Raw genomic sequence first — 21,603 nt, forward strand, 5'->3', positions numbered from 1 at the left:
ATTACTACTCGCTCTTTGGAGGCAGAGCCGTTACTTGTGCGTGATCACTATTGGTTGGACCCATTTTGGCCGCGCCTCCAGGGGATCCAATTTCAACAAAAAACTCGGTATTGACTTTGCCAAACTCACTCCATTGGGCTGGAACATCGTCCTCATAATAAATCGCTTCTACCGGGCAGACTGGCTCGCATGCACCGCAGTCGACACACTCATCTGGCTGGATGTACAACATACGTGAACCTTCATAGATGCAGTCCACGGGGCATTCAGCTATGCAGGACTTATCTTTAACATCAACACACGGTTCGGCAATAATATATGTCACTCTCTAGCCTCCAGATTAAAATGATAATGAACGTGGCTGATTCTAATCGCTCAGCCCTATCTCGCGCGATATCGCAACGAAGGTTTATCGTTGACCCATGGCGAGCCTGCTCGAACTCCGTTTCGAAGCCCTCATTGGTAGGCGTCTTACAATCCGACTCCACGACCCAGAAGGCGGATTTCGCGACATCGTGGGGATTTTAGAGAGCACGCACTCATTGCGAAATAAAGACAATCATTTAATTGAATTCTCTCATGATGAGATTTTTATTTGGCGTGAAATAATCGAAAGACCCACGACCAGAATTAAACCCTAAACCTTTTCATTAATTTGGCAATAAAATCGCAATAAGTAAGAAAAGGAATCCTATATTTATCAACGATATTCCAACGGCACTGGCCTCAATTAAATACTCATCGCTTGCACCTGGCAGGCCTGCACGCACAACAACAAAGGTCCAGATGATACTTGCAAGCACTTTTAGGGATCGTCTGCCCCACAACCGTCCAATACTCCAAATCCCAGTGCCCGTAGCGGCAAGACTCAGTATTAAACCGAATGGTGGTACAGAGGCATGAATAAAAATGGAGGCAGCGCCTAAAGCCGCCCCAAGAAATATTGAATAAAAAAACTTCACTACAAAGTTATTCCCGAGGTCAAATCACGTTCCCGCCCATCGCTATCAAATGGTGCAGATTTCTCGCCACGCACAAGCGTGTAGTACTCATGCCCCCAAATCTGCAAACCTAAGTTATTTGAAAGCGCAAAGAATGGACCGTCTAATGCAATTTGTGTTGCATGTGCTTTCATTGCCTCCATTTTGGCTTCAACAAATTCATTTCCATCAATCAATGTAGTAACAAACGAGTCGTCTTTGGCAAAAGGAATGTCATCAACATTGTCAGTTCCAAAGAAATCAGAACCAACCTCTTTCATTGCCGCAATGCCTGCTGCAATAACTGATTTGGGCATCGTGTTCCAATAAATCTTTTGAATCTGCCATGTTGAAAGCTCGCTCGCTCGCATAGCAACAAGATGGGTCTTAATGTGATCCGGGTGACCGTATCCACCTATTTCATCATAAGTAATTAAAATATGTGGCTGAACTTCATCAATTATTGTTGCAAGAAGCCGTGCAGCCACATCTACTTCAACTTGCCAGAAAACACCTGCCCCATTATTTGTTGTGCTCCCCATCATTCCGCTATCTCGAAAATTACCTAAAAAGCGGTAATCGCGCACACCAAGAGCGCTCATGGCGTTGGCCAGCTCAATCTCACGGTGGGAGCCGAGGGTGTCATCGTGCGCGCTTGCCAAATGCGATAAACCAGGAACAAGAACTTCTCCCTCTTCTCCACGAGTACATGTCACAAGCGTGACTTGTGCTCCTCGAGCCGCATACAGTGCCATTGTCGCCCCATTATTTATCGTCTCATCATCAGGATGGGCGTGCACTAAAAGAATTCGAAAACCTTCGTATGTATCTTTCATTAGTACACCGTACATGTCGTATCGATGTGTTTGGCCCAGGCAAGTACCCCACCCTCAACATGCGTGACATCCAGAAAACCAGCGTTCTTAAGTATTGATAGTGCAGTCGCTGAACGCCCTCCCGAATGGCAATGCACAATAATCTCTTTCTCCTTAGGCAGGCTTTTTAATGCGCTTCCATCAATGAAATGCCTAAGAGGTATCAAAACTGAACCGGGAATTCGCACAATTTCAAATTCACTAGCTTCACGTACATCAATAAGTAGAAAATCATCACCGCTATCAATCTTCGTTTTCAACTCCACAACACTTATTTGTGTAGCTCCAGCGGATGAACAAAACGCTTCGTAATTATTTAATAACCCTTTCTGGGTCGGATTTACCCCGCACACTACACATGCTGGATCTTTTTTGATCACAATTTTTCGAAAACTCATATCAAGTGCGTCGAAAATAATTAATTCACCAATGAGCGGCTCACCGATTCCAATAATGAGTTTTAACGCCTCTGTCGCTTGGATTGAAGCGATCGAAGCACACAAAACGCCTAAGACGCCAGCTTCGGCACAGTTGGGAACACCGTGCGCCGGTGTTGGGTGAAGGCAGCGATAGCAGGGACCGTGCTCCGACCAAAATACACTAGCCTGCCCATCAAAGCGAAGGATAGATCCCCAAATATTTGGTTTACTCAAAAGTACACAAGCATCGTTAATTAAATAGCGTGTCGCAAAATTATCAGTGCCATCAATGATTACGTCATAACCCTTAAGAATCTCTAATGCATTTGATCTGTCTAAGCGAACATCATGCGTAATCACCTGTACATTGGGGTTAAGTTCGGCAATCTTTCTCTTGGCACTCTCCGCTTTACTCGTTCCAATATCGCTCTGTCCGTGAATAATCTGTCGTTGTAGGTTTGACTCTTCGACTACATCAAAATCAACTACTCCGATGGTTCCAACACCTGCTGCCGCTAAATACATTAAAACTGGGGACCCTAATCCTCCCGCACCAACACAAAGTACTTTCGCCGCCTTAACTCTTTGTTGACCAATTATTGATATTTCCGGAACGAGAACATGCCGACTGTATCTTCGAACCTCATCAACGTTGAGTGCTGCGCCTGCATCAACAAGGGGTGAATGTTTCATTGCACTCCAATCCTGCCTTAACCGCTCTATAGTCGCTACTAACTCCGGCGCTAAGTATTAGCATAAATCATCAAACTCCCTCTACGATTACGCCAATGACCACGGCAGATATATCCAATAAAGCCCGTTTACCTCGAGACGAGCGGCGTGCAATTCTGCTTAAAGCAGCCCTCGAAGTATTTACAGTCGCTGGATACCATTCAGCGGCAATGGATGAGATTGCCGATCGGGCGAATGTAAGTAAACCGGTTTTGTATCAGCATTTTCCATCAAAACTTGAGCTATATCTAGCTGTTTTAGATTTGCACATTGATTCGCTCGTCTTTGAAATTCAAAAGGCGATTGCATCTACGCCTGACAATGCCAACCGAGTGCATGCAACAGTTGATGCTTATTTTGCATTTATTGAGAGGGAGGGAGAAGCCTTTAGATTGCTCTTTGAAAGTGATATGAGTGTCGAACCATCTGTTCGAGAGCGCCTTAATCGAATGACATACGACTGTGCAGCTGCAGCAAGTGCAGTAATCTCAATTGACACAGGTCTTCCAAAGGAGGCCTCTATGTTGCTTGGCGTGGGAATGATTGGTTATGCCCAAGTTACTGCGCGCCATTGGTTGGATCGAGATAGCACATTGACTAGAGAACAAGCAGTTGAACTGGTTAACAACCTCATGTGGAGAGGTATTTCTGGTTTTCCGCGCAATTAAAGGCCGATATCATTGACCCTATGAACGTTAAGAAAAATGAAGTTACAGTTAAATCAGAGGTCCGCATCGCTGTTACTCGCGTCGCAAGTGACTTAGTTTTCGATAGTGCAATGACCACAACTGAAATAAAGAGCGCAGTGACTCAAGCTCTTACCTCTGGAGCCCCACTGACACTTAGTGACACTAAAGGTCATGAAATTATTGTTCCGGCCGACAAGATTGGGTTCGTCGAAGTTGGCGACCCATCACCGCGTCGCGTCGGCTTCGGCGCTGCATAACGTGTCATTGACTTTTACGCAGCTTCCACTTCGACCGCAAACTATCGAGGCGTTGCACGCCCATGGTTTTATCACACCTTTTGCAATTCAAGAGATGGTGTTGCCTATTGCCCTTGGAGACGGCGACGTAATTGGTCAAGCCAAAACCGGAACAGGGAAAACTCTGGCATTTGGAATTCCAGTTATCGAAAGAGTCATTGCGCCTGATGATATTGAATGGGCAGAGTTTGCACATAAGGGAATGCCGCAGGTTTTAATCGTTGTTCCAACACGTGAACTGTGTACACAGGTAACTCGAGATATTGACGAGTTAGCTAGCAACCGCGGCATTCGAACTCTCGCAGTGTATGGTGGTCGTGCCTTTGAACCACAAATTGAAGCGCTTAATACTGGAGTTGAGATTGTGGTTGGAACTCCTGGTCGTTTGTTAGATTTATCACGCCAAGGTCTGTTGAAATTAAAGGAAGTCTCACGACTTGTCCTCGATGAGGCCGATGAGATGCTCGATCTAGGTTTCCTCCCAGATGTAGAGAAGATTTTAGCAAATACTCCTAAGCGCACACAGACAATGCTCTTTTCGGCCACAATGCCCGGGGACATCATCGCTCTTGCGCGACGTTTCATGAACCAACCTATTCATATTCGTACGCAAGACAGTGAGGATGAGGGCGCAGTTGTCAGCCGAATCGAGCAACACGTGCTGCGTGCACATGCGATGGATAAAATTGAAATGCTTTCCCGTATTTTGCAGGCCGATGGGCGAGGACCGACTATTGTCTTTTGCCGAACAAAACGTACATGCCAAAAAACCGCTGACGATCTCATCGAGCGTGGCTTTAGGGCTGCGACAATTCATGGTGATTTAGGTCAAAGCGCGCGCGAAAAAGCACTCGGTGATTTCAAAGCTGGAAAGTCAGATGTTCTCGTTGCAACAGATGTTGCAGCTCGTGGCATTGATATTGAGGGGATCACACATGTGATTAATTACCAGTGCCCAGAGGATGAAAAAACATATATCCACCGTATCGGCCGAACTGCTCGTGCAGGTGCCGATGGAATCGCAGTAACTTTTGTAGATTGGGACGAGCTAGCTCGCTGGAAAATGATTAGCCAGGTTCTTGAACTTGGTTTAGCCGAGCCTGAAGAGACTTACTCATCATCACCACACTTATTTGAAGTTCTTAATATTCCAACGGGATCGACGGGCCGAATGATTAAGGCCAAGCCGGTCGTGAGGGTTGAAAGTAAAACGGCAACTGCGCCACGTAAGGATTCTGGGCGAGGCAAAGTTGCTACTTCACAAAAAAGAGTTGAACGTACTCGTACTAGGACTAAGAAGTTTAAAGAGAGTTAAGCTGCGACAAATACTCGAATTGCGTCAACGAGCATTTGAACCGCGATTGCGGCAAGAAGTAGACCTGCGATTCGTGCCACCAAAGTGACTCCGGCCTCTTTTATCAACTTTAAAATCGTAGTTGAGGCCATTAATACCGCTGCGATAGCGATGTGAACTCCGACTACCGCGGCAATTAATCCAAATACCTTTGGTGTTGTATCAGCGTTTTGCACAAAGATCATCGTGGCAACAATTGCTCCTGGGCCGGCAAGGAGAGGCGTTCCAAGTGGAACAAGCGCAATATTTGCACTTGAACTCTCGCTCTTACCTCCACCTGTTCCTCCTGTTAACAAATCAAGAGAGATGAGCAATAACAAGAGCGCCCCGGCTGCTTGCAGGGAGGCCATTGAAATATTCAAATAGCCCAGAATAAATTTTCCAAATAATGCAAAGAGAGTAATCACAGAGAATGAAACAGTTGCCGCCTTCATCGCAAGCATTCGGCGCTCTTTAGGATTTTTCTGAGAAACTAGAGCTAAGAAAATTGGTGTTGCACCTGGTGGATCCATAATTACAAAGAGAGTGACAAAAGATTGGATTGCAAATGTTGTTGCACTCACTTGCACTACGTTCACGCTCTCACCACCCTTCGCCGATCTGCCATTGACTCTAACTTTTCCCATTGCTCGGGTGATGTTTGAAATTCCCCTAATGAATTTAGTTTACCGTTGCCGTGATAATCGCTGGCACCAGTTACGACTAGCCCTAGTTCTTTGGCTATAACTCGCAACATCGCACGCTCATCTGGATTTTGATCGCGGTGGTCGACTTCAATGCCCTGTAATCCAGCGGTAGCTAACTCCTGAAAATTCGATGCATCTAAAATTTGACCTCTTAGGGAGGCAAAAGGATGAGCTATGACTGCAACTCCCCCCGCACTACGAATCATACGAACCGCCTCAACCGGGGTGGGCGCCGCATGGGAGACGTAGAAAATTGAATCATTATTGAGCATCCCTTGAAATGCTTCATCTCGAGATTTGATAACACCATTGTTTACAAGTGCATCGGCTAAGTGCGGTCGCCCAAGGGTTGCACCAGTAGGTCGAGCAGCTTCAACGTCGGCCATGGAAATATTAATTCCTGCGGCTTGCATCTTTTCAATCATTTTACGCATGCGCGGTAAGCGGCCATCTCGAGTTTCCTCAAGCATTATCTGCATCTCTTTATGGTCACCATCAAAGAGAAGACCCAACATATGAACACTAATTCCATCCTCGGTCAGACATGAGATCTCACTTCCAAGGGCAAGTGAAATCTCTCCTCGTATCGTCTCGATAGCTTCAATCCAGCCGGCCGTCGTATCATGATCGGTGAGTCCTAAAACCTTTATTCCGAGGGAAATCGCTTTATTAACCAGTTCACGCGGAGAATCTGTCCCATCGCTCTTGTTTGTATGTGTATGTAAATCAATCATGGTGTTACCTGCACGAGTGGAGTTCGAGTACGCGAAACAACTAAAACACAACCGATAAGGATTAAGGCGATTCCGGGCAAAATCCCTAAGGGTGGACGCTGTCCTATCCACCACAACGCAAGAATTGAACTAACTGGAACTTCAAAAAAAATTATCAGTGAAACTATTGCAGGAGATACACGTTTAAGTGCGGCATTAAACATTGTGTGTCCAAGAATTTGGGCACCAACAATCAATCCGAAAACAATCCACCATTCACGTGCAGTGAAATCAAAGAGCTCAACACCTGAAAAAATTGCCATAGGTAATGCGCTCATTGCACAAACAAAGTAGCAAATTGTCGTGTAAGTCGCGGTTTCAAGTGTTCTTTGCGCTTTTGAACCAGCGATCATGTATAAGGCCGCGAGAGCGGCTGAAATCAAGGCCGACAAGTCACCAAGAAATGATTTAAAAGAAATATTCAAATCCACTCCCGAAATCAGTAATACACCTGAAAAACTTACAATCATTCCCAGCCAAGCCTTAGATGGAATATGACCGCCGCCTAGTTTTACAAAGAGCGCCGCAAAGATTGGCTGCAATGCAACGAGTGCGGTACCGGCTGCAACGGTTGTCCAGCGCATTGCTAGAAAAAATGCAACGAAGTGAAAGGCAAGAACAATTCCGGCAATGATTGACCACTTAACACCCTCACGATGAGCTCTGTGACGCATAGCGAATGGAAGTGTTAATAATGCTCCCCCCAAATTTCTCCAAAAAATTAAGCTCACTATTGGCATAGCGCTCATGGCAATGAGAGGTCCAGAAGTTCCAATTCCAATGATCCCAACACCTAAACGAATCAAATCAGGTCTACCCGGCACCGCTGTGTGGCTATCGCGGATGTGTTCCAGGTTTTGCAATTGTTCGCCCTCAGCCATGAGAGAAAGGTACCCTTAAGCCATGAGCAGCAATCTCTTAAAACGAGTATTTCTTGCCCGTCTTGCAGGCACCGCGGTTTTTGATCCAAACGGTGATCCAGTCGGAAAGGTCAGGGATGCGGTAGCGACGCTTCGAACCAATAATCTTCCTCCTCGAATCTTGGGTCTTGTAGTTGAAGTTCCATTGCGACGCCGTGTCTTTGTTCCGATTACTCGAATCACTTCAATTGAAAGTGGAGCCGTAGTTATTACAGGGTTACTCAATATGCGCCGGTATGAAACCCGTCCTGGCGAAGTATTGGTGCTTGGAGACATGCTTGACCGTTCTATTACGCTTACAGCAACGAGTGAAGCGGTTCTTGTGGAAGATTTGGGAATGGAGCTAAACCAAACCGGTGACTGGCTAATCACGCGAGTCCACATCATGCGTCCGGGACGCGGACTCCGCCGTAAAGGTGCAACCTCGACGGTTGCTTGGGATGAAGTCATCGGTTTTGCTTATCCGGAACAAAACCAAGGAGTGGTTAATTTGCTTTTAACTTTGGCAAATCTGCGTGCAGCTGATTTGGCTACTGTTTTGCAAGACTTACCCGCCAAACGTCGTGTAGAAGTTGCAGGAGCCCTGGCAGATGATCGCTTAGCCGATGTATTAGAAGAGATGGATGAAGATGATCGTGTTTCACTCTTAGCCGAACTTGAAGGTGAGCGTGCGGCAGATGTTCTTGGAGAGATGGATCCAGATGATGCCGCAGATTTACTTCGCGAAATTGGTCAAGAACGTGCTGAAGCTCTGCTAAAACTCATGGAACCAGATGATGCAGAAGATGTTTTACGGCTAATGAACTATGAAGATTATTCTGCCGGTGGAATGATGACGACTGAACCAATTGTCATGAGTGCTGATTACTCAGTAGCCGACGCCCTCGCATCCATTCGGCAACAAGAGATTTCACCTGCTTTAGCCTCACAAATTTTCATTGCCCGCCAACCTCTAGAAACGCCAACTGGCCGTTTCATCGGTTCGGTGCATTACCAACGCTTACTAAGAGAGCCACCTTCGACTTTACTTGGATCTATTGTTGATACCCACTCTCGAGGTGTAAGGCCAGAGGCATCTCTGCATGAAGTTTCCTCACACCTGGCTAGCTATAACATGCTCTCACTACCGGTTGTAGATGCCAACGATCGACTACTTGGCGCAATTACAGTCGATGACGTGCTCGATCATTTACTTCCTGAAAACTGGCGAAATGACCATCGAGAAAAGTCGCCAGTTACCTATAAGGAGGGGTGAAGATGGCTCGAAACTTCGGACTAGACACTCCGCGTGAAGCTCGACGTTCACTGCGACCAAATTTTGATCCAGAGACCTTTGGACGCCTTTCTGAGCGCTTTGCCCGCTTCTTAGGCACGGCCCGCTTCTTGGTCTACATGACTATCTTTGTTTTTAGCTGGGTTGCTTGGAACTTCACTGCGCCTGAAGATTTTCGCTTTGATGGGTATCCATTTATTTTCTTAACTTTGATTCTCTCTTTACAAGCCTCATATGCCGCTCCTCTGATCCTGCTAGCGCAAAACAGGCAGGCTGATCGCGACAGAATCCAGCTCAATGAAGATCGAGCCCGCAATGATCGAAGTATTGCCGATGCCGAATATCTCACCCGTGAAATTGCTGCACTAAGAATTTCACTAGGTGAGGTTGCAACACGCGATTTTGTGCGAGGCGAACTCTCTGATTTAGGTAAAGAGTTGATTGCAGAACTACGTAGCGATTCCCAATCGAACTCCGAGTAAAGATTTCCTTCGCTTGATTAATTTTTCAGCAATCTCATACAGTACTAATGCGCTTGCAGATTTCGGATCGGAAATGACTACAGGAACACCTGCATCACCGCCTAAACGAAGATCGACACTAAATGGAATTTTTCCGAGAAGTGCCACCTCACTGCCAACTAATTGAGATAAACGCTGTGCGGTTTCTTCTCCGCCGCCAGTTCCAAAGAGCGAAATTAATGCACCAGTTGCTGGATCAATATAATCAGACATGTTTTCCACCACTCCAACTACGTGTTGATGAATCTGATGGGCGATTCTTCCGGCACGTTCAGCAACTTCAGCTGCTGCAACTTGAGGAGTGGTAACTACTAATATCTCTGAAGTTGGGATTAACTGACCCAACGAGATAGCCAAATCACCTGTTCCGGGTGGGAGATCAATAAGCAAAAGATCTAAATCGCCCCAATAAGCATCCGAGAGAAGTTGCTCTAAAACTCTGTGCAAAAGCGGTCCTCTATAGGCAACGGCATCACTACGTTCAGGCTTAAACATCTCCATGGAAACGCACTTCACTCCGAAAGATTCAAGTGGAATGAACATCTGGTCAATCGCAGTCGGGCGTTGACCCATCAATCCCATTAATCTGGGAATCGAGTGGCCATAGACATCGGCATCTAAGATTCCAACACGCAAACCTTTCATGGCCGAGGCGACGGCAAGATTAACAGTCACCGAGGATTTTCCAACGCCTCCTTTTCCCGAAGCGATACCGATTACTCGTGTTAACGAATCTGGTTGCGCAAATGGAATGAATTTTTCGCGTCCATTTCGCATGATTTTCTTTACGTTATCACGTTGGGCTTGTGACATGACTCCAAACGTCAACTGTACGCTCTTAACTCCATCAACATTAGCAACTGCACTTGTTATATCTGTACGCAATCTGTCCTGCATAGGGCAGCCCGAAATTGTCAATAAAATCGAAACCGAAACATTTCCATCTAACTCATTAACGTCTTCGACCATTCCAAGATCGGTGATAGACCTATGGAGTTCTGGATCTTGTACAGTCATTAACGCTTCTGCAATTTGATCTAATAGGTTCATATAAGATCTGGATCTATTCGCGCCTCAGGACGTTTAGTTTTAGCCACTGGCTTTTCATCCATGAGATCAGCCAGCTGTTTTTTAACAAAAGTTTTTGGGTGTAAGTCTTTCGGTTGCAAATTTTCAAACCCAGGTCCTAAATTCTCTTTAAGTTCTGCTGTTGCTATCTGCGAGAGATTACGAAGTTTCTTGAGCATATTAGCCGCTTCGACCGCAACTTTTGGCAGCCGTTCCGGGCCAACTAATATCATCGCCAAAATTGCAAGACCCATGAGTTCTCCAGCACCAATATCAAAGAACATGCCTGTAGCCTATCTAAGAATGAGCCTCTAGCTTGCGGCAGCAATTAAGGTCAAAGTGGCAGAAAACTCTTTCCCACCACGAATATAGGTGAGCGTAATCTTGTCTCCAACCTTTTTTGCACGCACGGCAACGATTAACTCTTCGGCAGTAGTTATCTCCCGGTTTTCAAATGCAATAACAATATCTCCAGGCTTCAAACCAGCCAATTCTGCCGGTCCACCAGCCAACAAACCTGATTTTGAATTAGCAATGAGAGCACCTAAACCAGTGAAATTCATATCAAGTGAAACACCAAGCACGGGGTACGTAGCTTTGCCAGTTTTTATCAGTTGGTCGGCCGTTGTTCGTGCTTGATTTATTGGTATCGCAAAACCCAATCCAATTGAGCCAGTTTGAGAAGTCGAACCTAAAGATGCGATTGCCGAGTTAACTCCAATAACCGCACCAGTTGAATCAACAAGTGGACCACCTGAGTTACCAGGATTAATTGCTGCATCAGTTTGGAGTGCATTTATAAATGAGTTTTCTTCGGCCGAGCCACCGGCAGTGACTGGTCGATCTTTAGCGCTAATGATTCCAAGAGTTACTGTTCCTGATAAGCCAAGTGGTGAACCAATCGCGATGACTGCGTCTCCTACCGCAACTTTGTCACTATCGCCGAATTGCAGAGCAGGAAAGTTGGAACCCGTAATTTTTAAGACAGCCAAATCATAAGATGCATCTCGACCCACCACTTTTGCATTGTAAACGTCACCATTATTGAGCGTTACTCGCAACGTCCCACCTGATTCAGCCACAGAGGCAATCACGTGATTATTCGTTAAAATATAGCCGGAGCTATCAATGACAAACCCTGAACCAGTTCCGCCTCCACTACTTGATCGAGTTGTAATTGAAACAACTGACGGAAGCACTCGTGCTGCAATTCCTGCTACTGAATCAGGTGCGCGCTCGATGGTGCTAGTAGATGAAACAATGTTCGCATTGTGAAAAAAAGTTCCGCCCGAAGAATTGACTCCTAAAAAACCTCCAACGCTTCCCGCAAGTAAAGCAATGAGAAGGGTATTGCCTCGTGAACTCCTTTTAGAGGTCCGAACCTCCCACCAGGGGGAATCGAGTTCGCTCGTTTTTTTACGGGGAAAGATCATGTGTTTATTCTGCTACAACTTAGTGGCAACTAACAAACCATCTCCAATGGGAATTAAGGTACTCACCCAATGCTCTGTGTCATTTTTAATGATTTTCCCAGCATCGCGAAGAGAAACCGTCTTTGGATCACGTTGAGCTGGATCACAGACCTTTGAACCACCAAAGAAATTATCAATTACGAGCGCACCGCCGCTTCGCAAAATACGGTGAGATTCAGAGATAACGAAGGCTAAATCCTCTGGATTGTGTCGCAGAACAACGAGATCATATGCACGATCAGTGAGCTTTGAAATGACATCAAGTACTGGATTAGTGATAAGTCGAACTCTTGTCTGTGCGATTTCAGCATCGCTAAAAGCAATTCTCGCGATTCGAGTATGTTCCATCTCATCATCAATTGAGGTCAAAGTTCCGCTGATTCTCATCCCGTCAAGTAACCATAAACTTCCAACGCCTGATCCAGTTCCAACTTCAACGATTGATTGCGCAGATAATGTACATGCAAGATGGCGAAGGTATGCGCCGGCACCCGGAGTTACATCAACTGCTCCGAGTTCAAGACCTCTCGCACGGGCTTGAGATTTTATGTGATCTTCGGCAATAAAGTTTTCAGCGTAAGAGTGGGGATCTATTTTCACTAAAGGCTCATAATCCACGTTGTGAGTAAACGAACACCGAAACCTGTTCCACCTTTTGGATTTTCACCTGCATCAACTTCACTTCGCCCGGGACCTGCAATATCTAGGTGCAACCAGCGACGAGCTCCTGCAAAGTGCTCTAGAAACAAAGCTGCAGTTACTGAACCAGCTGAGTAGTCGGCCTTAACTGCTGCATGATTAAAATCTGCGATATCACTTCTCAATGAGTCTTGATAGTCATCGACGAGCGGCATTCTCCAAACTTGATCACCTGAATCTGAACCAGCCTTAATAAAGGAGGACGCAAGTTGGTCGTCGCGTGTATACATTGCAGCAAAGGTTCTACCGAGTCCAAGAGTTGCAGCCCCAGTAAGAGTTGCAATATCAATTAAATAATCGGGATTTAAATTAAGATCTGCATAAGCCAATCCATCAGCAAGAACAAGTCGACCTTCGGCATCGGTGTTAATAACCTCAACAGTTGTTCCTCCATAATGCTTTATAACATCACTAGGTCTCTGGGCAGTAGCCGAGATAGCATTTTCAGCACACATCATTAACGCGGTGACGTGAACATCAGGTTGTAAGTCTTCAAGAGCCGTAAGTGTCGCAAGAATTGCCGCGGCTCCTGCCATGTCAGACTTCATCGGTATCATTAAATCGTAAGGGCGTTTTAGTGAAACACCGCCGGTATCAAAAGTAATCCCCTTACCAACTAAAACAACATGAGGAAGTGGTGTTGTTAGTTTCTTTTTGTTCTTTGGCCTATAAGTGACTTCTATGAAGCGCGGACCTGGCACTGGTGATGAATTACCAACTGCTCGTAATCCACCGAACTCCTTTAACTCTCTTCCGGCTAAGACTGTGGTTTTTAATCCGTTGGATTGTGCAAATTCTTGCGCCTTTGTAGCCATCCACTCAGGAGTTTTAATATTAGAAGGCGTATGAACCAGATCGCGAGCACGCGTAATCGCTTTCGCAACAGCATTAGCAGCATTTATTGTCTCCTTATCATCGGTTGCTACGAGAAATGTTGGAACATCAGCAGGCTTTCCACTCTCTAAACTCCACAAGTAGGCGGCCATGGTAAGCGAAATCGCATGTGCTCTGATATCGACTTCATTTAAAGCACATGCCGAATAAACGGTGATTTTCTTCCCACGAACTTTTCGAGCAATTGCAGTTGCGCACGTTCTCATTGAATCTGTTGAGCCGTCACCTGCAGAAGCTAAGAAGATGCGCTCAGTATGTGAGTTGGCTGCGCTAACAGGGATCTCAAATATCTCGCCCGCTTTACCCGTTGGTGAAAAAAATGAAAGCTCGTCAACTAAATTTATTGCGAAATGCTTTTCAATATCCTGAATCAAATTCGCTGGAGCTTTAAACGAAATTACCCCTTCGCTTTCATTTACATATGCCAGAGCTATCGCCTGAGCAGACTTAGCCGCAGATAACTCTGTTGGGGCGCTGGTGAGTATCGAAGACATGCGTTAAAGGCTATCGCCTGCGACGCCTTTACTTCTTGACTAAAGAGACCGCGGCATGAAGTGCGGCGCTCAAATTATTAGCCTCTTCTGAGTTGAGCTCAACGACCAATCGGCCGCCACCTTCGAGAGGAATACGCATGACGAGAGAGCGGGCCTCTTTGGTAACCTCCATTGGACCATCACCTGTACGGGGTTTCATGGCTGCCATGTGGAGACTCCTCTTAAAGATTGGTGGTGGAAGTGCAAGAAGAGAAGTATCTCGTACATGGTGGGTTAGTGGGAAATCGCCCTCAAGGCTCGTTGCATCTGCCGCTAGAAACCCATAAATTCGCTTAAATGTGCCTTCCCAGTGGCAATTACCGCATCTACAGCCCGTACGGGTACGACTAAGAGCTCGGCAATTTCATTCGCTGACATGGAACGCAAATAATGCATAGTCAGAATACAGCGCTCCTCTTCAGATAGGGATGCGAGCAACTCTGCCAAAGTGGTGGGCTCGCTCATGGGGATAAGGTTACTGGTCAGGTCTTAAGAGTTCGCCGCTTAAGGAATTGGAGGAAATAGTGGATTTAACGGAATGTTCTCGCAAAACGCTCAAGTGAAATCCTCACACCCACATAGAGTCCGGGAAATATCACGAGAAATAATGGACGAGGAGCTCTCACCTCTTCCGACCAGTCAAAGCGTGTTTGGGTAGCGTTAATTTCATGTAGCTCAAACTTACCCACCCCTTTAATAACTGCGCCTGTATGTACAACATCGCACACAAATGGCGGAACCCACGAAGTTACTTCCATTGTGTCTAAGATGCCTATGGATTTTATTCCGGTAAAAGCGCTTATTTTTGTTCCCACTCCATCCCGAATTGTCGAAGTAACCCAGACCTTCGTGGCGATCATCCACTCGCCCTGCTTTTCCCAATCCGCCAAGGCATCCCACACCGATTGAATCGGTGCATTTATTACGAGAGAAATTGCTAGGTAGTTTCTTCTCATTGTTTGCACCCTTCCAAAGCCTCATCGACAGTATTGGCCCACGTAATTAATTCACGCATACCTGGCTTGATAAAGTTCTCTTCCTCAAGATGCAGAATCAACTCATGTAATGGTCCATAAATTCCAAATGGATCAAGAATGACAATTGGTTTATTATGAAATTTTAAATAGCGACCTACCCATATTTCAAAGAACTCCTCAAGTGTGCCGGCTCCCCCCGGAAGCGTAATAAAGGCATCAGAAATATCAGTAATCATCGCCTTACGCTCACCCATCGTAGTGACAATGTGTAATTCATCATTCTCGTGATCGGCAAACTCAATATCAACTAATGCTTGCGGAATTACGCCGACAGTAAGACCATGCGCTGCGCGCGCACCCCGAGAAACCGCACCCATCATTGAAATATGACCACCTCCAGTTACTAACTCCCACGATAAAGAGCCGATGCCTTCGCCTAGTTGGTAGGCCAAATCTATATATTTTGGATCGATGCTCGGAGATGAGGAACAAAAGACTGCGATACGCATATGAGAAAGGATAGGGGTTAGGCTTAGCCCATGAACACCATTGCATCTGGCCACGCAATAACGACTGTGTCGCATGGAAAACTTTTGGACGCATGGTTTCCAACTCCAACACTAGCTCCACTCAATCCTGAAGTGCCGAGTGAATTACGTGCCTTAGTCGGCAACGATGATGCGCGTGAAGTCAGCCGTGAACTCGCTAGCCTTGAAATTGATCTCTCGGTTCCACCTACTTCGGCACTTGATGTCTATCTTCGCTTACATCTTCTCTCGCATCGTTTAGTTAAACCACACGGCGTAACCCTTGATGGCATCTTTGGTCTTCTCAATAACGTTGTTTGGACTTCGGCTGGTCCGTGCGCCGTTGAGGGCTTTGAATTAACACGCGCCCGCCTTAACGCTAAGAATGGGCATGTAACTGTCTTTTCAATCGATAAGTTCCCAAGGATGGTGGACTATGTAGTTCCTAGTGGAGTGCGCATCGCCGATGCAGATCGGGTTCGATTAGGTGCCCACTTGGCAGTCGGAACAACCGTAATGCATGAGGGCTTTGTTAACTTTAATGCAGGTACTTTGGGTACATCAATGGTCGAAGGCAGAATCTCAGCTGGCGTAGTCGTTGGCGATGGCAGCGATGTTGGCGGCGGAGCCTCAATAATGGGTACTTTGAGTGGCGGCGGAAAAGAAATTGTCTCGATCGGAGAGAAAACACTGCTCGGCGCAAATTCAGGTTGCGGAATTTCTCTTGGTGACAACTGCATTATTGAGGCTGGCACATACATCACTGCAACTTCCAAACTGCGTTTGCCCGATGGGCAGGTTGTAAAAGCTGCCGCTCTATCCGGTTCGAATAATTTACTATTTAGACGCAACTCATTAGATGGCGCATTAGAAGTGGTAAGTCGAACTGGAACGTGGGGCGGCCTTAACTCAATTCTGCACACTAACTAAGTCGCAGTAAGCCGATGGAATTTTAGTGCGACTCCGAAAAACCTCACCACGAAGCGTCAATTGAAGGCCAGAACTCGATGTCGCTCGAATCTGACCAATAGTCCCACTGTCATTTCTAGTCAGAATTTCTAGTTGAACTACATCAGGAAGCGAGAATGCTTTGGCAACGACTGCCTGTGAGAGTTTGCGATCCCACGTAACAAATCGCGGATTAAGCGTGATGTCTAAGCTACCTGGATCATCTACTATCTGCGTGTATGCCCTACTACTTCCCCATGCATTCACTGCTAATTCGGTTTTACCGCCTGAGGATGAGAAATAATAGGCAGTTATTGGCAGACTTGCTTGAGTAATTACCAATCCTGCAGTTTCTGTGACAACGCTTTTCCAGATTGCTCCATATTTAAATTCGATCTCCTTTGCATACCCCAAAAACTTTTGATCTGAAATCTCTCCGTATAAGTCACAATCACAACTCCTCCGATAAATTCCAGCTTTGCTGAGAGCGTATGACCGCGATGCCACCGCTTGAGCCTGCAGAGCAGCGATTGGCCAAAAAGAAGGCATTTCACTAACACCCCATAAATACTCATCCGACAGACGCACGCTATTAGTTAGTTCTAACCTAAATCCAAGAGTTTTGTCTTTGACTGCCTTCACTACCATTTGGCCATATCGATACTTCCTAGTCGCACCAAGTTGAGTGACAGACATAAGCGCGTCGATCCCCTCCAAATATCGTGTCCCACTCCATCGAATAGTAAAGCTCCGATTCTTTTCAAAAGTATTTGGTTTTTTATCAATAACCACATTAGGAATAACGCTAGAGCCTAGAATTGAAAGATTCAGTGAAGCTCCAGCTGAAAACACTGCAATTGGAAGTGCATCTACTTGACTACCAATATCACCTCTAAATAATTGAACCATTGCACCAGGTGTTTTAGTGGATATTTTTGTGCTACTCAAGAGATGACCAATATTGACTCTTAAAATCTTTGAATCATCAAGAGGTTCGACTAATACATCTTTATAAAAGTATTGCAGAATTTCCGTTGAAGTTTTGCCAGCCAAGGCCATAGATCGAGCTCCCATTTGTGACATACCAACGCCGTGCCCATAACCTGATCCGCGAAATAGAAATTCTGCAGGTAATTCCAATGCTGATGCTGGAGCTGTTAAAGCGGAAATAAAAAAAATCAATACCAGAAGTAACTTAGACATCCTCATCGAGGGCTGCGCTCTTTCTGACATGTAAAAACTCTTGATAGGCAGCGATAGTCTCATTTGGTTCGCCGCGTTGGACTACCTTTCCTTTGTGCAACCAGACCACGTCATTGCAGACCTCGCGCAACGTTGCCATTGCATGGCTTACCAAAATAAGCGCACTATCTTCACTTCTCAACTCCTTCATACGATTAAGAGATTTCTCTTTGAATTTTGCATCTCCTGTACTGAGAGCCTCGTCAACTATTAAAATATCTGGTCGGACAGTTACCGCAACTGAAAATGCCAATCGAGAAAACATTCCAGATGAATACGTGCGCATAGGGGCATCAATTGCCTCTCCCAGTTCAGAGAAATCTGCTATCTCTTGAAAGTTATCTTCAATCTCTTCACGCGACATTCCCGCAGCTAACCCTCCGAGAAATACATTATCGCGTCCTGACATCGACGGGTTAAAACCAACACCCAAGGCCAGCAATGTGCTCACACTTCCAAAGACCTCAATTCGCCCCTTTGTGGGAGGAATGATTCCTGCAATGACGCGCATCATTGATGATTTTCCTGCGCCGTTAGTTCCAATTACTCCTAAAACTTGTCCATACTCAACATTCAGATTCACATCATCGAGTGCCTGAATAATGCGCACATGTTTACCACGGCGACCTAAAGATTTGGCGCGAGCCTTAAGAGTTGGGCGTCTCTCTATTGAAGTTTTATATGTAAGCCCTAAACCGCGAACTGAAATAGCGATCTCATGTGTGGCGTGCGAGTTAGAGGCGGACAGCAAATTCGCGCTCCCTTGATAAGAAAAAATAAGTTCCAATTAAAAATACTCCTGAGGCCCACGCTAAACCTGTAAGTAAACTTGAACCCTGTGGGGCTTGCCCGTGAACTAAAGTACGAGACCAGCTATCAAGAATTGGAAAGAGTGGATTAAATTCCTGTATAGCCATGAGCTTTGGCTTTAAGGCGGATGCCTCATAGAGAATCGGTGAGAGATATAGAAGAGTTCGTGTCAGATATGGCAAGAAGCTAGATATATCGCGAAAATATACATTTATACATGAAATCGTGATTGCTAATCCAAGAGCTAGAAAAATTGTAATTAATAAAACCGGAAAGGCCCAAAGCATCTCCCATGTATAAGGCGCACCTAGAATCGTGCGAATAATGAAAAATACCAAGAGAGTCGGAATGAACTTAGCAACTGCAATTACAACAGCGGAAATCGGTAGCATAATTCGTGGAAAGGCTGTGTTTAGTATGAGACGTTGGCCAGCCGTAATTGATTTAACTCCCCCAGTAAGTGAGTTGGCAACTAAGTAGAAAAGAAAGAGGGTGGCCGTCAAGTGGACATATCGCGTTACATCTGAAGTGCCCCGAATAATAACAATTAGGAGGAAATACACCGCGGAAAGTAGCAGTGGATTTAAGACTAACCACAACTGACCAAAGAGTGAATCAAAGTGTTGCTCACGAAGTTCAGAGCGCGAATACTCAGCAATAAACGTTCGGCGGGACCAGAGCGATTTCCAGTATCGAATGAGTGGGGGCAGGCCGGCACGAAAAGGCTCGTATACCTGCATTGGTTGACTCATGGACGTAAGGCTACCTTACGGTGCAAGCGACTTAGGCGAGGTTAGAAATCCAGTTCCCCAGCTCATGTGCATAGTGAGAAGTATCAGCGGTAGCAAAAGAATTTCACCTAAAGATTTTCCTATTACTAGCGATGCCATAAGAATAAAGAGAGCATAAATGAGGACTGGAAGTAGGAAAATCGTCGCAACTAAAATTCCTAGAGTTATTGAGAGAGTGGTGACAACTACGGTAAAAGGTGGCGCCAAATATCTGTAATTAATCGTTCCCTCGTGACGACGAGAAACAACGCGGCGCCAACGACCATATTCAAAGTACTGCCGAGCAAGCGCGCTAACACTTGATCTAGGTCTATATGTAACTACCAACCGTGGATCAAAGTGAATTAACCCACCTTTAGCACGTAATCGAAAATTTAACTCCCAATCTTGTGCTCGAGTGAAACGTTCATCAAAACCACCGATAGCGATGAGTGCCTCTTTTCTAAATGCCCCCAAATACACCGTATCAACTGGACCAGCAGCGCCTCCCGTGTGAAATCGAGATGCACCAACACCTAATGGACTTCGCATAGCGCGTGCAACTGAGCGCTCAAATAAGTTATTGCCGACCGCTGCCATAACACCGCCAACATTTACCGCGCCACTTTGTTCAAGAATCTCGAGAGCCAAAGTTAAATAATTATGTGGAATCTCTGAGTGGCCATCAATGCGCACAATATTTGAGTACTGAGCGCGTGCGATTGCAAGGTTCAATCCAGCTGCCGTGCGACCAGAAGGGTTTTCAACGATTACCACACGTTTATCTAGGTGTGCAATTTCACGTGCTATTTCCATAGTTGAATCATGTGATGGCCCGACGGCCAGAATCACTTCGAACGGCCCCTGAAAATCCTGAGCCAAAATCGAGCTCACAGAATGCTCTAAGTAAGGGGCTTCGTTACGTACCGGAAGAATTACCGATATTTCTCGCTTCGGTGAGCCATATAACTCATTTGCTGATGTCGTCATAACCCCACCACCGTATCGCTGAAGTAGTCTTCGCCTGTGAAAGCGACGCGACCAATACGGATTATTACATCACTCTCGCTAGCTGTTGTCGTAATCTCCGCCATATCCTGGTTGGGGTTGGGACAGATCAGTGGGGCTATTAACCGGGTGGATGTCTTTGGAACCCTGGAAAAGCGCCCAGAAAAACCATCAACTGCACTTAACTACCTTTTGGTTGGTTCAGATACTCGCGAAGGTCTCACCAAGGAACAGTCACGACTTCTGCGTGTTGGAACAACTAAGTCTGCCGCTGGCGCACGTTCGGACACGATGCTTCTTGTACACATTAGCAAAGCACGCGATAAGGCAACTATTATTTCTATTCCGCGCGATTCGCTTGTAACTATTCCGGAGCACCAATCATCACTCTATAAAGATCGAATAATTCCTGCCGCTAATGGCAAGATTAACTCCGCTTTTGCATGGGGTGGTGCTCCACTTTTAATTCAGACAATTGAAAATGAAACTGGAGTGAGAATCGACCATTACCTTGAGATCGGCTTCGCAGGTTTCGCAAAAATGGTCGATTCACTCGGAGGTATAGAGGTCTGCTCAAAGAGAGATATCGATGATCCAAAAAGTCACTTAGTCATGAGTGCGGGAGTTCATACACTTAATGGAGTTGAAGCGTTGAAATATGTTCGAACGCGTGACTTTGATGGAATGGGCGATCTTGGACGAATGCAACGTCAACAACAATTCATGAGTGCCGTTCTAAGAAAGCTTACTAGTACTGGCGTATTACTAAATCCCGTGAAATTAATTAATTTCTTCAACGCCGCAATTGCAACGGTTAAAACTGATTCCCAACTCAATAGTGGTGATTTACTAACTTTGGCTAAGCAACTCAAAAACCTTTCGGCAAGTAAAGTGCGCACGCTTACAATTCCCTTGGGCAATTCAAATGCATACGTAGATGGCGTAGGTTCTGTTGTGCTTTGGGACAGAGAACTTGCGGCAGATCTCTTCAACCGCATGCGATTAGATTTACCGCTTATCGATGAAGTCACACCTTCACCATCGGCTTCATCGAGTGCGACTCCTGCGCCTATTTTGGTCGATAAATTTAAGACTCGAACCGCCGATGAAAATCCATGCGGGGCACTAAAGTAAGGC

28 protein-coding genes are annotated in these 21,603 nt (G+C 45.8%); 8 read left to right on the forward strand and 20 right to left on the reverse strand.

Going from position 1 to position 21,603, the window contains the following annotated elements:
* Nucleotides 1-4: 4 nt before the first annotated feature.
* Nucleotides 5-325, reverse strand: coding sequence for a ferredoxin family protein (locus Q8K48_01350; GenBank protein MDP1851041.1), 321 nt, complete (start codon nt 323-325; stop codon nt 5-7).
* Nucleotides 326-422: 97 nt separating this feature from the next.
* Between Q8K48_01350 and Q8K48_01355 the strand changes: the two genes are divergently transcribed.
* Entirely contained in the window at nt 423-641 is a 219-nt protein-coding gene (locus tag Q8K48_01355) for a hypothetical protein (GenBank protein MDP1851042.1), read from the forward strand.
* 9 nt (nt 642-650) lie between these two features.
* On the opposite strand, the gene Q8K48_01360 is transcribed toward Q8K48_01355, so the two are convergent.
* Genes Q8K48_01360 through moeB form a run of 3 tightly spaced genes read right to left on the reverse strand, consistent with a single transcriptional unit; the run spans nt 651 to nt 2,967 of the window.
* Nucleotides 651-962, reverse strand: a complete 312-nt coding sequence (locus tag Q8K48_01360) for a hypothetical protein (GenBank protein MDP1851043.1) — start codon at nt 960-962, stop codon at nt 651-653.
* A complete protein-coding gene (gene mshB, locus Q8K48_01365; protein ID MDP1851044.1) occupies nt 962-1,816 on the reverse strand; it encodes an N-acetyl-1-D-myo-inositol-2-amino-2-deoxy-alpha-D-glucopyranoside deacetylase in 855 nt (284 codons plus the stop codon). The genes Q8K48_01360 and mshB overlap by 1 nt, the downstream gene beginning before the upstream one ends.
* Nucleotides 1,816-2,967, reverse strand: a complete 1,152-nt coding sequence (gene moeB, locus Q8K48_01370) for a molybdopterin-synthase adenylyltransferase MoeB (protein MDP1851045.1) — start codon at nt 2,965-2,967, stop codon at nt 1,816-1,818. Before moeB ends, mshB begins: the two co-directional genes overlap by 1 nt.
* Before the next feature lie 95 nt (nt 2,968-3,062).
* On the opposite strand from moeB, the gene Q8K48_01375 reads away from it, so the two are divergent.
* The 3 genes from Q8K48_01375 to Q8K48_01385 are packed head-to-tail and all read left to right on the forward strand — an operon-like array spanning nt 3,063 to nt 5,306.
* Entirely contained in the window at nt 3,063-3,674 is a 612-nt protein-coding gene (locus Q8K48_01375) for a TetR/AcrR family transcriptional regulator (GenBank protein ID MDP1851046.1), read from the forward strand.
* Between the two features lie 20 nt (nt 3,675-3,694).
* Nucleotides 3,695-3,952: a DUF3107 domain-containing protein gene (locus Q8K48_01380; GenBank protein ID MDP1851047.1), complete on the forward strand. Its 258-nt coding sequence runs from the start codon at nt 3,695-3,697 to the stop codon at nt 3,950-3,952.
* Nucleotide 3,953: 1 nt separating this feature from the next.
* Nucleotides 3,954-5,306, forward strand: a complete 1,353-nt coding sequence (locus tag Q8K48_01385; GenBank protein ID MDP1851048.1) for a DEAD/DEAH box helicase — start codon at nt 3,954-3,956, stop codon at nt 5,304-5,306.
* On the opposite strand, the gene Q8K48_01390 is transcribed toward Q8K48_01385, so the two are convergent.
* The 3 genes from Q8K48_01390 to Q8K48_01400 are packed head-to-tail and all read right to left on the reverse strand — an operon-like array spanning nt 5,303 to nt 7,685.
* Nucleotides 5,303-5,923 (reverse strand): MarC family protein, encoded by a 621-nt coding sequence (locus Q8K48_01390; GenBank protein MDP1851049.1) that lies wholly within the window; start codon nt 5,921-5,923, stop codon nt 5,303-5,305. The two genes, Q8K48_01385 and Q8K48_01390, sit on opposite strands and share 4 nt — an antisense overlap.
* Entirely contained in the window at nt 5,920-6,765 is an 846-nt protein-coding gene (locus Q8K48_01395) for a PHP domain-containing protein (protein ID MDP1851050.1), read from the reverse strand. Before Q8K48_01395 ends, Q8K48_01390 begins: the two co-directional genes overlap by 4 nt.
* Nucleotides 6,762-7,685 (reverse strand): DMT family transporter, encoded by a 924-nt coding sequence (locus Q8K48_01400; GenBank protein ID MDP1851051.1) that lies wholly within the window; start codon nt 7,683-7,685, stop codon nt 6,762-6,764. Before Q8K48_01400 ends, Q8K48_01395 begins: the two co-directional genes overlap by 4 nt.
* Before the next feature lie 22 nt (nt 7,686-7,707).
* Between Q8K48_01400 and Q8K48_01405 the strand changes: the two genes are divergently transcribed.
* Complete coding sequence (locus Q8K48_01405; protein ID MDP1851052.1) at nt 7,708-8,979, forward strand: CBS domain-containing protein; 1,272 nt, start codon at nt 7,708-7,710, stop codon at nt 8,977-8,979.
* Between the two features lie 2 nt (nt 8,980-8,981).
* Nucleotides 8,982-9,479, forward strand: a complete 498-nt coding sequence (locus Q8K48_01410) for a DUF1003 domain-containing protein (protein MDP1851053.1) — start codon at nt 8,982-8,984, stop codon at nt 9,477-9,479.
* Here the strand turns inward: Q8K48_01410 and Q8K48_01415 are convergent.
* The 9 genes from Q8K48_01415 to Q8K48_01455 all read right to left on the reverse strand — a co-directional run bounded on the left by Q8K48_01415 (nt 9,447) and on the right by Q8K48_01455 (nt 15,670).
* Complete coding sequence (locus tag Q8K48_01415) at nt 9,447-10,568, reverse strand: Mrp/NBP35 family ATP-binding protein (protein MDP1851054.1); 1,122 nt, start codon at nt 10,566-10,568, stop codon at nt 9,447-9,449. The two genes, Q8K48_01410 and Q8K48_01415, sit on opposite strands and share 33 nt — an antisense overlap.
* On the reverse strand, nt 10,565-10,870 hold the full coding sequence (locus tag Q8K48_01420; GenBank protein MDP1851055.1) for a hypothetical protein: 306 nt from the start codon (nt 10,868-10,870) through the stop codon (nt 10,565-10,567). The genes Q8K48_01415 and Q8K48_01420 overlap by 4 nt, the downstream gene beginning before the upstream one ends.
* Before the next feature lie 27 nt (nt 10,871-10,897).
* Nucleotides 10,898-12,019 carry a trypsin-like peptidase domain-containing protein gene (locus tag Q8K48_01425; GenBank protein MDP1851056.1) on the reverse strand — a complete coding sequence of 374 codons (1,122 nt, stop codon included), beginning with the start codon at nt 12,017-12,019 and terminating at the stop codon, nt 10,898-10,900.
* Nucleotides 12,020-12,031: 12 nt separating this feature from the next.
* Nucleotides 12,032-12,658: a class I SAM-dependent methyltransferase gene (locus Q8K48_01430; protein MDP1851057.1), complete on the reverse strand. Its 627-nt coding sequence runs from the start codon at nt 12,656-12,658 to the stop codon at nt 12,032-12,034.
* Nucleotides 12,658-14,145 carry a leucyl aminopeptidase family protein gene (locus tag Q8K48_01435; GenBank protein MDP1851058.1) on the reverse strand — a complete coding sequence of 496 codons (1,488 nt, stop codon included), beginning with the start codon at nt 14,143-14,145 and terminating at the stop codon, nt 12,658-12,660. The genes Q8K48_01430 and Q8K48_01435 overlap by 1 nt, the downstream gene beginning before the upstream one ends.
* Before the next feature lie 28 nt (nt 14,146-14,173).
* Nucleotides 14,174-14,353, reverse strand: coding sequence for a DUF3117 domain-containing protein (locus Q8K48_01440; GenBank protein MDP1851059.1), 180 nt, complete (start codon nt 14,351-14,353; stop codon nt 14,174-14,176).
* Nucleotides 14,354-14,457: 104 nt separating this feature from the next.
* Nucleotides 14,458-14,649, reverse strand: a complete 192-nt coding sequence (locus tag Q8K48_01445; GenBank protein MDP1851060.1) for a sigma factor-like helix-turn-helix DNA-binding protein — start codon at nt 14,647-14,649, stop codon at nt 14,458-14,460.
* Nucleotides 14,650-14,714: 65 nt separating this feature from the next.
* Entirely contained in the window at nt 14,715-15,140 is a 426-nt protein-coding gene (locus tag Q8K48_01450; protein ID MDP1851061.1) for an SRPBCC family protein, read from the reverse strand.
* Nucleotides 15,137-15,670 carry a TIGR00730 family Rossman fold protein gene (locus tag Q8K48_01455; protein MDP1851062.1) on the reverse strand — a complete coding sequence of 178 codons (534 nt, stop codon included), beginning with the start codon at nt 15,668-15,670 and terminating at the stop codon, nt 15,137-15,139. Before Q8K48_01455 ends, Q8K48_01450 begins: the two co-directional genes overlap by 4 nt.
* Before the next feature lie 30 nt (nt 15,671-15,700).
* Between Q8K48_01455 and dapD the strand changes: the two genes are divergently transcribed.
* The gene (gene dapD, locus Q8K48_01460; GenBank protein MDP1851063.1) at nt 15,701-16,618 is read left to right on the forward strand and encodes a 2,3,4,5-tetrahydropyridine-2,6-dicarboxylate N-succinyltransferase; all 918 of its coding nucleotides are present in this window, start codon (nt 15,701-15,703) and stop codon (nt 16,616-16,618) included.
* Here dapD and Q8K48_01465 read toward each other — a convergent pair.
* The 4 genes from Q8K48_01465 to Q8K48_01480 are packed head-to-tail and all read right to left on the reverse strand — an operon-like array spanning nt 16,598 to nt 20,448.
* Nucleotides 16,598-17,845: a SpoIID/LytB domain-containing protein gene (locus tag Q8K48_01465; GenBank protein MDP1851064.1), complete on the reverse strand. Its 1,248-nt coding sequence runs from the start codon at nt 17,843-17,845 to the stop codon at nt 16,598-16,600. The genes dapD and Q8K48_01465 overlap by 21 nt on opposite strands.
* Nucleotides 17,832-18,629, reverse strand: coding sequence for an ABC transporter ATP-binding protein (locus tag Q8K48_01470; protein MDP1851065.1), 798 nt, complete (start codon nt 18,627-18,629; stop codon nt 17,832-17,834). The genes Q8K48_01465 and Q8K48_01470 overlap by 14 nt, the downstream gene beginning before the upstream one ends.
* Entirely contained in the window at nt 18,613-19,440 is an 828-nt protein-coding gene (locus Q8K48_01475) for an ABC transporter permease (GenBank protein MDP1851066.1), read from the reverse strand. Before Q8K48_01475 ends, Q8K48_01470 begins: the two co-directional genes overlap by 17 nt.
* Nucleotides 19,441-19,455: 15 nt before the next feature.
* Nucleotides 19,456-20,448, reverse strand: a complete 993-nt coding sequence (locus tag Q8K48_01480) for a glycosyltransferase family 2 protein (GenBank protein ID MDP1851067.1) — start codon at nt 20,446-20,448, stop codon at nt 19,456-19,458.
* Between the two features lie 36 nt (nt 20,449-20,484).
* On the opposite strand from Q8K48_01480, the gene Q8K48_01485 reads away from it, so the two are divergent.
* The gene (locus tag Q8K48_01485; protein ID MDP1851068.1) at nt 20,485-21,600 is read left to right on the forward strand and encodes an LCP family protein; all 1,116 of its coding nucleotides are present in this window, start codon (nt 20,485-20,487) and stop codon (nt 21,598-21,600) included.
* Nucleotides 21,601-21,603: the final 3 nt, after the last annotated feature.

Origin of the sequence: Candidatus Planktophila sp., assembly GCA_030681675.1 — a bacterium.
Lineage (GTDB): Bacteria > Actinomycetota > Actinomycetes > Nanopelagicales > Nanopelagicaceae > Planktophila.